The sequence below is a fragment of the Bacillus luti genome (assembly GCF_001884105.1).
Lineage (GTDB): Bacteria > Bacillota > Bacilli > Bacillales > Bacillaceae_G > Bacillus_A > Bacillus_A luti.
This window is the reverse complement of the sequence record NZ_MACI01000092.1, coordinates 12,680-27,580: the sequence shown is the minus strand read 5'-3', so window position 1 is coordinate 27,580 and position 14,901 is coordinate 12,680. Positions and strand designations below refer to the sequence as shown.

11 protein-coding genes and 1 other annotated feature are annotated in these 14,901 nt (G+C 37.8%); all 11 genes read right to left on the bottom strand.

Annotation, left to right across the window (positions count from 1 at the left end; all coding sequences use genetic code 11):
- Nucleotides 1–228: 228 nt before the first annotated feature.
- Nucleotides 229–996 carry a tRNA threonylcarbamoyladenosine dehydratase gene (locus BAQ48_RS22570; protein ID WP_000903182.1) on the bottom strand — a complete coding sequence of 256 codons (768 nt, stop codon included), beginning with the start codon at nt 994–996 and terminating at the stop codon, nt 229–231.
- A gap of 377 nt (nt 997–1,373) precedes the next feature.
- The gene (aspS, locus tag BAQ48_RS22565) at nt 1,374–3,149 is read right to left on the bottom strand and encodes an aspartate--tRNA ligase (protein ID WP_071712917.1); all 1,776 of its coding nucleotides are present in this window, start codon (nt 3,147–3,149) and stop codon (nt 1,374–1,376) included.
- Between the two features lie 12 nt (nt 3,150–3,161).
- The gene (hisS, locus tag BAQ48_RS22560; RefSeq protein ID WP_071712916.1) at nt 3,162–4,433 is read right to left on the bottom strand and encodes a histidine--tRNA ligase; all 1,272 of its coding nucleotides are present in this window, start codon (nt 4,431–4,433) and stop codon (nt 3,162–3,164) included.
- A gap of 69 nt (nt 4,434–4,502) precedes the next feature.
- Nucleotides 4,503–4,733: a binding site (T-box leader), on the bottom strand.
- 54 nt (nt 4,734–4,787) lie between these two features.
- On the bottom strand, nt 4,788–4,964 hold the full coding sequence (locus BAQ48_RS28045; RefSeq protein ID WP_002015300.1) for a hypothetical protein: 177 nt from the start codon (nt 4,962–4,964) through the stop codon (nt 4,788–4,790).
- Nucleotides 4,965–5,181: 217 nt separating this feature from the next.
- Nucleotides 5,182–5,622, bottom strand: coding sequence for a D-tyrosyl-tRNA(Tyr) deacylase (locus tag BAQ48_RS22550; protein ID WP_001266956.1), 441 nt, complete (start codon nt 5,620–5,622; stop codon nt 5,182–5,184).
- A 17-nt stretch (nt 5,623–5,639) separates the two neighbouring features.
- The gene (relA, locus tag BAQ48_RS22545) at nt 5,640–7,823 is read right to left on the bottom strand and encodes a GTP diphosphokinase (RefSeq protein WP_001262804.1); all 2,184 of its coding nucleotides are present in this window, start codon (nt 7,821–7,823) and stop codon (nt 5,640–5,642) included.
- Between the two features lie 210 nt (nt 7,824–8,033).
- Entirely contained in the window at nt 8,034–8,546 is a 513-nt protein-coding gene (locus BAQ48_RS22540; protein WP_000346220.1) for an adenine phosphoribosyltransferase, read from the bottom strand.
- Nucleotides 8,547–8,593: 47 nt separating this feature from the next.
- A complete protein-coding gene (gene recJ, locus BAQ48_RS22535; protein WP_071712915.1) occupies nt 8,594–10,933 on the bottom strand; it encodes a single-stranded-DNA-specific exonuclease RecJ in 2,340 nt (779 codons plus the stop codon).
- 101 nt (nt 10,934–11,034) lie between these two features.
- A complete protein-coding gene (locus BAQ48_RS22530; RefSeq protein WP_071712914.1) occupies nt 11,035–11,928 on the bottom strand; it encodes a cation diffusion facilitator family transporter in 894 nt (297 codons plus the stop codon).
- Nucleotides 11,929–12,082: 154 nt separating this feature from the next.
- Nucleotides 12,083–14,347 carry a protein translocase subunit SecDF gene (gene secDF, locus BAQ48_RS22525; protein WP_071712913.1) on the bottom strand — a complete coding sequence of 755 codons (2,265 nt, stop codon included), beginning with the start codon at nt 14,345–14,347 and terminating at the stop codon, nt 12,083–12,085.
- A gap of 269 nt (nt 14,348–14,616) precedes the next feature.
- Nucleotides 14,617–14,901, bottom strand: coding sequence for a post-transcriptional regulator (locus BAQ48_RS22520; protein ID WP_000884550.1), 285 nt, complete (start codon nt 14,899–14,901; stop codon nt 14,617–14,619).

The window sequence follows — 14,901 nt, the reverse complement described above, 5'->3', positions numbered from 1 at the left end:
GATTGCTATTTCATTAATAGTCTTCAAAATAACACTCAGTGTTCTCGTCCTGACTTTAGGTCTTTTCACCATTCACAGTTTAAAAAAGACTTCCGCCTATAAGCCGGATAAATACGATTATTCTTTATTAGGATTACTTACATTTGAATTATTAGTATTGCAAATCTCAGCAATTCTTTAAAACATAATAGAAAAAGCATATATCCTAGACGGATATATGCTTTCTTTTTATTCTTGCCCTACACGTTTCACTTCTACGTTTTTAATACGCTCACGTACAACGTGACTTGCCATAATTAGGCCTGCCACAGATGGTACGAATGCATTTGAAGAAGGTGGTAATTTTGCTTTACGAATTTTTGCATTTTCGTCTGGTACGATTTCTTTACGTACCTCTTCACGAATTACGATTGGGTTTTCGTCAGAGAAGACAACTTTTACACCTTTTTTAATACCCTCTTTACGAAGCTTCGTACGAATTACTTTCGCAATTGGATCTGTATGTGTTTTAGAGATGTCCGCAATACGGAAACGAGTTGGGTCCATTTTATTTGCTGCACCCATACATGAGATAATTTTGATTTTACGACGCAAGCACTGTTTAATTAAATGAATTTTGAACGTAATCGTATCAGATGCATCCACTACGAAATCTAAACCGTGTTTAAAGAACTCTTCATATGTTTCATCCGTATAAAACATTTCTAGTCCAATTACTTCACACTCTGGATTAATATCTGCAATACGCTCTTTCATTAATTCTACTTTTGAACGTCCTACAGTAGATACTAAAGCATGAATTTGACGGTTTACGTTTGTAATATCTACAACGTCTTTATCAACTAATACGAGACGTCCTACGCCAGAACGCGCTAACGCTTCAGCCGAAAATGACCCTACGCCGCCAATTCCTAAAATACCAACTGTACTATTTTTTAATATTTCAAGTCCTTCTTTACCGAAGGCTAATTCATTACGTGAAAATTGATGTAACATTCAGCTCTACACTCCTATTACAAAAATGGTCTACCATGTATTCTAGCCTTTTTCCGACTATTTGTATAGAAAAAGTTATAGAATTCCTAAAAATACATATTTCGATAATGAAAACATAGTGTAAACCGGATTTTTTTACTTCTTAAATAACCTTTTAAACTTCCTTCCAATACACGTTTAAAAAGGAGGATTCAGATGGCCGAGCAGATCGAGGCGCTGAAGTCAGGAGGAGCGCAGTGTAGGCGTACTACATGAGCACCGGACTGGCGAAGCAACGATGAGATGCGACGGCCAGCTGAACCGGACTTTTTAAACAACCTCTCAAAAAAAGTCTAGATGGTATTAGTATAACCATCTAGACCCTATTCTTACTTCTCTTACTTCTCTTCTTTCAAGCTCAATTTCAAGTTCAACTCTTCAAGTTGTGCTTCTGCAACTGGGCTTGGAGCTTCTGTTAATAGACAGCTTGCACTTGCTGTTTTCGGGAATGCAATTGTATCACGAAGGTTCGTACGGCCTGCAAGTAACATAACAAGACGGTCTAAACCTAATGCGATTCCGCCGTGTGGTGGTGTACCGTATTCGAATGCTTCTAATAAGAATCCGAATTGCTCTTGCGCCTCTTCTTGTGAGAATCCAAGTGCTTTAAACATTTTTTCTTGTACGTCACGCTCGTAAATACGAAGTGATCCACCACCAAGCTCATAACCGTTTAATACAAGGTCATATGCTTGCGCGCGCGCTTTTTCTGGTGCTGTTTCTAATAGTTCAACATCTTCACGGAATGGCATTGTGAATGGATGGTGAGCTGCGAAGTAACGATCTGCATCTTCATCGTACTCAAGAAGTGGCCAATCCGTTACCCATAGGAAGTTAAATTTACTTTCATCAATTAACTCAAGTTCTTTACCTAGACGTAAACGAAGTGCGCCTAAGCTATCTGCAACAACGCTCTTCTTATCTGCTACGAATAGTAATAAGTCGCCAGCAGTAGCTTCTAATGTAGTCATTAACACGTTTGCATCTTCTTCACCGAAGAATTTCGCAATCGGTCCTTTTAGGCCGTCTTCTTCTACTTTAAGCCAAGCTAGACCTTTTGCACCGTATACTTTTACGAATTCAGTTAATGCATCGATATCTTTACGAGAGTATTTGCTCGCAGCACCTTTTGCATTAATTGCTTTTACTTGTCCGCCGCTTTCTACAGCACTTGTAAATACTTTAAAACCACAACCTGCTGCGAATTCAGACAGGTCTGTTAGTTCCATTTCAAAGCGTGTATCTGGCTTATCAGAACCGTAGCGAGCCATTGCATCAGCATATTTCATACGAGGGAATGGTGCACTAACTTCTACACCCTTCGCATCCTTCATAACTTTCGTCATCATGCGCTCCATCATTTCTAAAATTTCATCTTGCGTTAAGAATGATGCCTCGATATCGATTTGCGTGAATTCTGGTTGACGATCCGCGCGTAAATCTTCGTCACGGAAACAACGTGCTACTTGATAGTAACGCTCAAATCCGCCGACCATAAGAAGCTGTTTAAATAGCTGCGGAGACTGTGGTAATGCATAGAATTCACCATCATGCACACGACTTGGTACTAAATAGTCACGAGCTCCTTCTGGCGTGCTCTTCGTTAAAATTGGTGTTTCCACTTCTAAGAAATCTTCTGTATCTAAGAAGTTACGAATTGTTTTTGTTACGTCGTGACGCATTTTGAATGTGTTGAACATTACAGGACGACGTAAGTCTAAGTAACGATATTTTAAACGCACATCTTCTGATGCATCTGTATCATCAGAGATAATGATTGGTGTTGTTTTCGCTGCGTTTAATACATTTACTTTCGTTGCTTGTACTTCAATACGGCCAGTTGCCATATTGTCATTAATTGCACCTTCTCCACGCTCAACAACTGTACCTTCTACGTGTAATACGTATTCGCTACGAATTGTCTCTGCTACTTCTAGTGCTTCTTTTGATGTTTCTGGGTTAAATACAACTTGTACGATACCTGTACGGTCACGTAAGTCGATAAAGATTAATCCACCTAAGTCACGGCGTTTTTGTACCCAACCTTTTAATTGAACTGTTTGTCCAACTGCTTCTACTGTTACTTTTCCACATGCATGTGTTCTTTCAGCCACTGTAAGTTCCCCCTATATTAATTTCTCTGCTACGTATGAAGCAAATACATCTAATGCGACTTCTTCTTGTCCGCCTGTTGCCATATCTTTTAAGTTAATGACACCTTTATCTAGCTCATCTTCCCCTAATACAGCTACAAATTTCGCATTTAAACGATCTGCTGATTTAAATTGTGCTTTCATTTTGCGATCTAAATAATCTTTTTCAACTGATAAGCCAGCTTTACGAAGATCGAACGCAACTTTTGCAGCATGGTCTTTCGCTTTTTCACCAAGAGCTACAACGTAACAATCTATACTATGTTCAATTGGCAACTCAATGTTTTCAGCTTTTAGCGCCATAATTAGACGTTCAATACTCATCGCAAAACCGATACCTGGCATTTCTGGTCCACCGATTTCTTGTACAAGTCCGTTATAACGACCACCACCGCTTAATGTAGTGATAGCACCGAAACCTTCTGCCTCACTCATAATTTCAAATACAGTGTGTTGATAGTAGTCTAAACCACGTACTAAGTTTGGATCTTTTTCAAATGGAACATCCATCATCGTTAATAGTTCTTGAACTTTGTCGTAGTATACTGCTGAATCTTCGTTTAAGTATTCTGTAATAGATGGTGCTGTACCCATTAATTCATGGTTACGGTCCTTCTTACAGTCTAAAATGCGAAGTGGGTTCTTTTCTAATCGAGATTGGCAATCAGAGCAGAACTCGCCAATGCGTGGCTCGAAATGAGCGATTAGTGCATCGCGATGCGCTTGACGGCTCGCTGCATCACCTAAGCTGTTTAATACAACTTTAATATTCTTTAAGCCCATACCGCGGTAAAACTCTACAGCAAGCGCAATTACTTCTGCATCAATTGCAGGATCGTTACTACCGATTGCTTCAATACCGAATTGTACGAATTGACGATAGCGACCTGCTTGCGGTCTTTCATAACGGAACATTTGACCGATATAGTATAATTTCGTTGGTTGTGTTGCATCACCGAACATTTTATTTTCAACGTAAGAACGTACAACAGGTGCAGTACCTTCTGGACGTAATGTTAAACTACGCTCTCCACGATCTTGGAATGAGTACATTTCTTTTTGTACGATATCTGTCGTATCACCAACACCGCGTAAAAATAGCTCAGTGTGTTCAAAAATTGGTGTACGAATTTCTTTATAGTTGTAACGACGGCAAATTTCGCGTGCTTGCCCTTCGATATACTGCCATAACTCAACAGTACCTGGAAGAATATCTTGCGTTCCGCGTGGGATTTGAATAGACATATTCAGTTCCTCCTCAAATTGTTTTAATCTTAATAAAAATAAAAAAACTCCCGCCTCTACTGTTTAAACAGTAGGGACGAGAGTATTATACCCGTGGTGCCACCCTAATTGAAGCACGTATGCTTCCACTTTTTTAATAACGCTTAAATATGCGTTCATCTCTACTAAGCATATTTGCCGTTCAAGTTGAAACCTCTAGAGTGTCATTCAATCAGTCATCATGTAGAAATGTTTTCAGCCTAAGACATTTCTTCTCTTTCCATGTGTGTCTCATTTACTCTTCTCCATCAACGGTTATATTCATATGTAAATATAAAATTACTATACGTTTGTTGAGTAGGATTGTCAAGTGCTCTAAGAGCGCTCAATTTGTTTCTTTAGACGCTTTACATCTTGTAGCGAAATACCAAACTCAGAAGCAAGCTCCATTGAAGTATTGTTTTGTTCTTTCGAAATGAAATCATGTAAATTTACGTTAAACAGTTGATTTGCACCATTTGTAACAGAATGCCCTTTTTCATTCATACGCATACGTATATCCCTCACATTCAATATGGATGTTTTACTTTTTATTGTTCCATATTGATTAGAGAGTTATACATAATTAAATCAGCTATTGATTCCAAACAAACATAAGAATACAGTTAACAACGATAACAATAACCAATTAATCTTATGATAAATGAACAAAACATACCAAAATGTATAAAAAAGAGAGGATCCTATCATCCTCTCTTCTTCAGCAACATTATTTACTTTCCACAATTAAGGTCACCGGACCATCATTGATTAAAGAAACGTCCATCATCGCTCCGAACTTCCCTGTTTCGACATGCAGACCTTGTTTACGAACCTCTTCATTAAAGAAATCGTATAAACGCTCTGCATAATCAGGTTTCGCAGCATCCATAAAGTTTGGACGTCTTCCTTTACGACAATCTCCGTATAATGTGAATTGCGAAATAGATAGAACTTGTCCTTCTACATCAAGTACTGAATGGTTCATCTTTCCGCTCTCGTCTTCAAAAATACGTAAGTTCGCAATTTTTTCTGCAATATAAGTTGCATCTTTCTCTGTATCTTCATGCGTAATGCCGACTAGTAATGTTAAACCGAATGGAATTTGTCCTACAATCTCACCATCTACTGTGACAGACGCTTCCTTTGATCGTTGTAAAACAACTCTCATTTTTTCTACACTCCCTATTAATGCATCATGCGTCGTACTGCATAAATTTCTGGAACACGCTTAATGCGCTCCACTACTTTTTTCAAGTGTTGTAAGTTACGAATAGAGATTGACATATTAATTGTCGCCATCTTATTACGATCACTTCTACCAGAAACAGCTGAAATATACGTTTTCGTCTCTGTAACAGCTTGCAGTACTTCATTTAATAAACCACGGCGATCGTAACCTGAAATTTCAATATCAACGTTATATTCAATTTCTTTTTCAGGACTACCTTCCCATTCCACTTCTAATAAACGTTCTACCGCTTCTTCTGTATGAACATTTACACAATCACGACGGTGAATCGATACGCCTCGGCCTTTCGTAATATACCCAACGATATCATCACCCGGAACTGGGTTACAGCATTTTGATAAACGAATTAATAAATTATCAGCACCGCTTACCTTTACACCAGAATCCCATTTTCGAATTTTCATCGGTTTACGAACTTCTTTAACTTCAACGATTTCTTCTTCTTCGCGTTGTTTGCGGAACTTGTCCGTTAGTCGCGTAACAATTTGCGCGGCTGTAATTCCGTTATAACCTACTGCCGCAAACATATCTTCTTCATTCGCAAAGTTAAACTTCTCAGCAACACGTTTTAAATTATCAGGCGCTAATACTTCTTTCATCTCGTACTCTAGACCACGTACTTCTTTTTCAACAAGCTCACGGCCTTTTTCAATATTTTCATCTCTACGTTGCTTCTTAAAGAATTGACGTATTTTATTTTTCGCATGAGATGTTTGAGCGAGTTTTACCCAGTCTTGACTTGGTCCATACGAATGTTTCGATGTTAAAATTTCAATGATGTCACCCGTTTTTAATTTATAATCAAGTGTCACCATTTTCCCGTTTACTTTTGCACCAATTGTTTTATTTCCAATTTCCGAATGGACACGATACGCAAAATCAATTGGAACAGATCCAAGTGGTAATTCCATTACATCGCCTTTCGGTGTAAAGACAAATACCATGTCAGAGAATAAATCAATTTTTAATGACTCCATAAACTCTTCTGCATTAGAAGCTTCATTTTGCCATTCTAATATTTGACGGAACCATGTAAGTTTTTTCTCTAATGTACCTGTTGTTTCTGCTGCTTTTCCTTCTTTATACGCCCAGTGTGCCGCGATCCCGAATTCTGCAATTTCGTGCATTTCTTTCGTACGAATTTGCACTTCAAGTGGATCTCCTTTTGGTCCAATTACAGTCGTATGAAGAGATTGATATAGATTTGCTTTCGGCATCGCAATATAATCTTTAAAACGACCTGGCATTGGCTTCCAACACGTATGAATAATTCCAAGCACCGCATAACAATCTTTAATGCTATTTACAACGACACGTACAGCTAATAAATCGTAAATTTCATTGAACTGTTTATTTTGCAGGGCCATTTTACGATAAATACTGTAAATATGCTTTGGTCTGCCAGAAATTTCAGGTTGAATTGCAACTTCTTTTAATTTCTCGCGAATGCCAGTCATTACTTCATCTAAATATTCTTCACGCTCTGCACGTTTACGCTTCATTAAATTTACAATACGGTAATATTGCTGTGGATTTAAATAGCGAAGTGACGTATCCTCTAGTTCCCATTTAATAGTATTAATTCCGAGTCTATGCGCTAAAGGTGCAAAGATTTCTAATGTCTCATTTGCAATGCGACGCTGCTTCTCTTGGGGCAAATGTTTCAATGTACGCATGTTATGAAGACGGTCAGCTAGTTTAATTAAAATAACTCGAATATCTTGAGCCATTGCGATAAACATTTTGCGATGGTTTTCTGCTTGTTGCTGCTCATGAGATTTATATTTAATCTTTCCAAGCTTCGTCACACCATCAACAAGCATAGCAATTTCTTTATTAAATTCCCGTTCAATATCTTCTAATGTAACCTCTGTATCTTCCACTACATCATGTAAGAAACCTGCCGACACTGTTGCTGGATCCATGTGTAAATCCACTAAAATACCAGCAACTTGAATTGGATGAATAATGTACGGTTCACCCGATTTTCTATATTGTTCACTATGCGCATCACGTGCATATTCATAGGCACGTGCTACTAGCTCAATATCTTCATTCGCTAAATATTGACTTGCTTTCTCGAGTACCTGTTCAGCTGTTAGTACCTGCTCATTTGCCATCGAATCACCTTTTATTGAAAATTGACTTTATCTTTATTAAGTAGAATAAATTATATTCTATCATTATAACCTAATGATTGTGAATTGTGAAAAGGAAAAGATTTTACTGACATTTCACCTTATTTTTTTGTGCAATTATACAAAAGTACCCGCTCCTCTCCAAGAGATTCACGGGTACTTCTTATCACCGTAGTTTTACCTATATAGTGATTAGTATTTTTCTAATACTAATACATCGTAACCATCTAACATTTTACGACCATCTAAGTAAGTAAGCTCTACTAAGAATGCAATTCCTGCTACAACTCCGCCTAGCTCTTCAACTAGTTTGATTGTCGCTTCGATTGTTCCACCTGTAGCTAATAGGTCATCTGTAATTAATACGCGTTGACCTGGCTTAATTGCATCTTTATGGATTGTTAAAACATCTTTACCATATTCTTTACCGTAGTCAACTGTAATTACTTCACGTGGTAATTTTCCTAATTTACGAACTGGTGCAAAACCTACTTCTAATGCATAAGAAACTGGGCAACCGATAATAAAGCCACGTGCTTCTGGTCCTACTACAAGGTCAATATCTCTTTTTTTTGCATATTCAACGATTGCATCTGTTGCTGCTTTGTATGCTTTACCGTCGTTCATTAAAGGTGTAATGTCTTTAAACACAATACCTTCTTTCGGATAATCCGGTACAATTGCGATATGTTGCTTGAAATCCATATTTCTGAATCCTCCTCAGATCTAAAAGGTTTGTAAATACAAAACCTTTACCCTAACTGTTCTACTTCTTTATGATTACGAATCGTTTCAAACCATGTATATAATTGCTGATATGTGCTATAAACCAATTCTTTTTCTAATTGTAAGTGGTTCATTTTCTCACGATATGTGTTCGATTCAATTAAATCACGCTTTTGTTTTTTGTCTGCCATAAAAATGACGCCATCTTTTATTGTAACAAATTCTAACTCAAAAAACACCTGTGTCATGAAATTTACTGTATCTTTTGACCAACCTTTATGACGACATAGCTGTTCACCATATTGTCTTAAAGAAAATGGTGTTTTTTGGTTCAAGAAAGAATAGTACCATTTAAAGTGTTCCCTCGTTGGGATCGTACTAAATAAATGATTATTCTCTTGATAAAATAACGCATAGATTCGCGATGGGAATCCTACTTTAAATAACTCACGTAATTCATCTGTTCCTTTTGGCAAATCGAGTAACACAATATATTGATCATCTAAATGCGTTACTTCGGATGCATGCATGAGCTGCTCCTTATAGTCTTCTAGAGAAAATTTATTCAATACATCTTCTGAAAAATACACCATTGTTATTTTCTCTTTCGGAAGTTCTGCTAAATTCGCTTCTACATTACGCATACTACGCCAATCAAATAATTGCCAAGCCTCTACAGCAATATCTTGTACCATTAATTGTGGCTTTTTAAAATTATTCCATTCATTGATGGATGCCTCTCCTATTACAGATACCTTTGCAACTGGAGAAATTTCTTTTGCATACGCACCAAATCCAAATCCAATCGTGTCTAGTGTTGCTTGTCCATCACGAAGAGCCATTTTCAAATGAGAACCGTCTGATCCAATTGCACGAATACTTTCTAGCTCAGCATCTTTCACTGCAATACGCGGTTTCGGATTTCCAACACCAAATGGCGCCAACTTTTGCATATCCTCAATTGCTGCAAGTGTTACGTCTTCCACTTTACAAAAAGCATCAACGGCTGTAATTGGAATGAAGTCTGCTTCTGTTAAAATTGCATCTGCTTGCTCATTTAAACGGCGACGTAATTCCTCTACATCATTCATATGAAGCGTCATTCCGGCCGCCATTGGATGCCCTCCGAAGTGCGGCAATAACTCTCTACAATCTGACAAGTTTGCAAATAAATCAAATCCTGCAATACTACGTGCTGAGCCCTTCGCTGTTTCTTTTACAGGATCAATACTTAATACAATTGTTGGACGATAAAAGCGCTCAACTAATTTAGAAGCGACAATCCCAATTACTCCTGGATTCCAACCTTCTTTTGCAAGCACTAACACTTTATTATCTTCTGGCGGGAAATGATTTTCAACTTCAGCGATAGCTTCTTCTGTAATTTGTTTTACAATGTCTTTTCGTAGTTTATTCAGCTCATCAATTTCTTCAGCCAGTTCTTTCGCTTCCTCTGGATCATCTGATAATAAAAGGTGTACAGCCGGCGCTGCATCTTCTAAACGTCCAACCGCATTAATACGTGGCGCAATTGAGAAGCCTATGCTTTCCTCAGTAATTTCACTTTGCGAAACGTTAGCAACTTTAAACAGTGCCTTTAAACCGATATTTTTCGTCATGCGCATATGCTTTAAACCGCGCTTCACTAGCAACCTATTTTCACCATGAAGTGATACTAAATCGGCTACTGTACCAATTACTGCAATTTCTAATAAATGTTCTGGCACACGGCCTAGTAGTGCATGTGCAACTTTAAACGCAACACCTACACCCGCTAAATAGTGAAATGGATACACACCACCATCTAGTTTTGGATGAATAATCGCAAGTGCCTCTGGTAACTCTGGCGGTGGCTCATGGTGATCTGTAATAATAAGATCTATTCCGAGCTCCTTCGCTACCTTCGCTTCGTGTACTGCTGCAATACCAGTATCGACAGTAATAATTAATGAGAACCCCGCACTATGCGCCCAACGAAACGCTTCTTCATTCGGTCCATAGCCTTCTGTAAAACGGTTCGGAATGTAAAATTCTACATCTGCACCTAATTCTTTCAGAGCAAGATATAATACCGTCGTACTACTTACTCCGTCCGCATCATAATCACCAAATATTAATATTTGCTCTCCATTTTGAATCGCCTTATTTACACGTTCTACCGTTCGGTCCATTCCTTCTAATAAAAATGGATCATGGAATTCTTGATTTTCTGTATTTAAAAAATCTAAAATCTTATCTTCTGTATCTAGTCCTCTACCGAGGAATAAAGAGATAACAAGAGGTGATAATTGCAATTTACTTGCTAATTCACTCACTCGCTCTTCATTATATTCTTTTTCTTTCCAACGCGTCTTCGGTTGTAACACGAAATCACCCCTTAACCTGTTCATTATACAAGACAGATTAAGGGGTGACAATATAATGCAAACTACGATGCAATATCTGCATACTAAAATGTTAACAATGTTTAATTTGGAGAATACGGATTTATATGTACAAACACATTTTGCACGTTATCTTGTTCCATAAGCTTTTCTTTCACATGCTTTCCGATGCTATGGCCTTCCTCTACAGTAATGTATGGATCTACAGAAACCTTAATATCAACAATAACATAATGACCATGTTCCCTCGCATATAAAGAACCGATTTTTTTTACGCCATTCACTTGCAGAACTGCTTTTCTAAGCGGAATAACATCCTCTTCGTGAAGAACGTGGTCCAGCGTTGCATGAATTGCTTCCGCTCCAATACTCCACGCCATCTTTGCAACGAGAATCGAAACAAATAATCCCGCAATCGGATCAGCATATACAAGCCAATCTAACCCGAGCTTTCCACCGATAATAGCTGCACAAATACCGATTAAAGCTGCAATTGAAGAAAACACATCCGAACGGTGCTCATATGCATTTGCAATAATTGCATCACTATTTACTCTCTTCCCTAATCGAAATTTATATTGAAACATCCCTTCTTTCACTACAATTGAAAGAATAACAGCAAAAATCGTAATTCCTTTCGGCGGTTCTAGTTCTTGCGAGAAAGCTTTTATAGACGAAATCGCTATTTCAATTCCCACAATAAATAATAACACCGCAACAATAATCGCTGAAATCGATTCCGCTTTACCATGACCATACGGATGATCTTCATCGGGTGGCTGCTTCGCTGCTCGCAATCCAAAAAGTACAGCAAGCGAACCAATTACATCTGATGCGGAATGCACAGCATCCGCTAACAGTGCTTTACTGTTCCCAATATAACCAATTACCGCCTTTACAATCGCTAATATAATATTACCAACGATTCCGACAATAGCACCAAACTCGGCCTGTTTAAAACGTTCATCTTTTTCCATAATTAAAATCCCTTCTTTTCTTAACCTATCTTTTTATTAGAATAAAAACAACGATAGCCTAATCACTTCCTTCCATCTTTCCCTTTCAAAAGTTGCTACCTTATTGTATCCACAAACGAAAAAAGAGATGCCTCATTATGAGGCATCAGCTTTTTTATACTTGCGGTTCAGATACTTCTTTCTCAACCTTTTTGTTTCCTTTACCCTTTTTCAAACGACGGTTTTCAAGTAATAACCAAATTTGAGAGGCAACGAAAACAGAAGAATACGTACCTACAACTAATCCAACAAGTAACGCAAACGAGAAGTTACGTAGTGACTCACTACCGAAGATAAGCAGTGCAATTACCGGGAATAACACTGTTAATACGGTGTTAATCGAACGACCAAGCGTTTGGCGAATACTCATATTTACGATTTCTTCTAGGTCTTTTATGTCGCGAACGCGTTTTTTCTGTTTGTATAATTCACGGTTTCTATCAAATGTAACAATCGAGTCATTAATAGAATAACCAATAATTGTTAATACCGCAGCGATAAACGTTAAGTCTACCTCTAATTGGAAAATACTAAATATAACAATCATAACAAATGCATCATGTAATAATGCAAGTACTGCAGATAATGCGTACGTAAATCGGAATCGAATACTTACGTATAAAATGATAACCGCAGAAGCAATTAATACTGCGATAAATGCATTTCGTGCAATTTCTTTACCGATTGTCGGCGAAACTGTACTTACGTTTGGATCTGTACCATATTTATCGTGGAAGAATGTTTTTGTTTTCGCAATTTCATCTTTTGATAGAACACCTAATGTACGAACTGCGAATCCTTTATTGTCATCTCCAGTGGGTACAATATTCTCTTCCTTCACATCAATGTTCAACTCTTTAAAATCTTTATGAACATCAGATACAGTAACTGCTTGTTTTGATTGCAAGTCGATTCGTGTACCACTCGCAAAGTCAATACCAAGATTCAATTTGAAAATTGGTAGTATAATTGCGCCCGCAATTACAACTACAATCGAGAAAACAAGGAATTTATGACCGATATTTACGAAGTTAATACGATCAAATCTTGTCGGTGGATGTACTACACCTTTTGTTAATGGAATAATGTCTTTTTGTTTCACACCAAAGTATCCTGGCTTTTTATCGAAGTAACGGCTCTTTACAAGTAATCCTAATAAGAAACGAGTACCGAATACGTTCGTAACGAAACCAACTAAAATACTTACGATTAAACTTGTTGCGAATCCTTTTACAGAGCTATTACCATAAACGAATAACACACCAGCTGCTGCAAGAGTCGTAACGTTTGCATCTAAAATTGTCGCTAATGAACGATGGTTACCAGCACGGAATGCTGACATCATTGACTTACCAATTTTCAGTTCTTCTTTCAGTCTCTCGTACGTAATAATATTCGCATCAACTGCGATACCTACCCCGAGCACTAACGCCGCAATACCCGGCAACGTAAGAACTGCATGCATCCAGTTAAAGACAAGTAATGTAACGAAAATGTATAGACCTAACATAATAACCGCTACAAGTCCTGGTAAACGGTAGAATACAAGCATAAATAAGAAAATAAGAGCGATACCAATCGCACTAGCGAAAATCGTTTGCTCTAACGCTTGTTGACCAAATTTCGCTCCAACAGATGTTGAATACATTTCTTTTAAATCAACAGGAAGTGCACCTGCATTTAATAAAGATGAAAGTTGTTTCGCACTTTCAACTGTGAAGTTTCCACCTACGATAGATACTTCAGCTTGGTTAAATACTTGACTTACTGTTGCTGCTGATAAAAACTTCGGATTCGGTTTTGCAGCTTCTGCTTTATACGAATCTTTTCCTTCTTCAAAATCAAGCCAAATTACCATTAAGTTCGTTGGTGGTGGCATTTTTGAAATTTTTTCAGTTACTTCACGGAATTTGTCAGCACTTTTTAGTGTAAGACCTACGCTCGCACGGCCTTGCTCATCAAATGTTTGCTTCGCTCCGCCGCCTTTTAAATCCGTTCCGTCCATAAGAAGGTTGTCATCTACATCACGGAATGTTAATTTCGCTTGTGTTGATAACATCTCACGTGCTTTTTGCTGATCTTGTACACCAGCAAGCTGTACACGAATTCGATTTTCCCCTTCAATTTGGATGTTCGGCTCACTTACACCGAGAACATTGACACGATTTTCAAGAGCACCTACCGTACTTACAAGCGCCTCTCGGTCAATTTTATCACCTTTTTTGGCTGGTTTTACTTCATACAGAATTTCAAAACCACCGCGAAGGTCTAGTCCTAGACTAATTCCTTTTGCTATGTCTTTTCCTGCTGCACCAATTACTCCACCGATTAATAAAACGATGAGGAAAAAGGCAGCAATTCTCGTACCACGCTTTGCCATATGTACCCTCTTTCTGCTACTAACACTCTCAATAAATCTCTTACGATTCACTGCTATACGTGTGCATACGCCTAGTTAGTAGACTTCCTTTCTATAGTTTTGCTAGCCCATCACTAGCTATGTCGGTAAGCCTTACGGAATACCTACACTTTTATTATTTATTTTTCGCTTCACTACCTCCTTTATATATAATCTTAGACATCATTAATTCCTCTTTATCAATACCTATCATTATACTGCAAAAGGAAGAACAAACCAATTGCAGTCAGTTATTTATTTTCATATTCATCAAATGACCAAAGTGGCGCTTGATATGCTTCAACAGTTAAATAAGTCATATATTCATTAGCACTTACTCTTAAGACATCATTTACTAATTCATATAACCTAACATCACTGTCTATCTTTTTCCACTTTTTCACCTTGAGAAACTTCCAAATATCATTATCTGTCACTCGGTCATAACCGAACATTCGAAACTCTTCTACTTTACTTTCCAAAACGACTTGTAACTGTCCGCGGTATGATTCTACCAAAGCCTCTTTATCCAACAT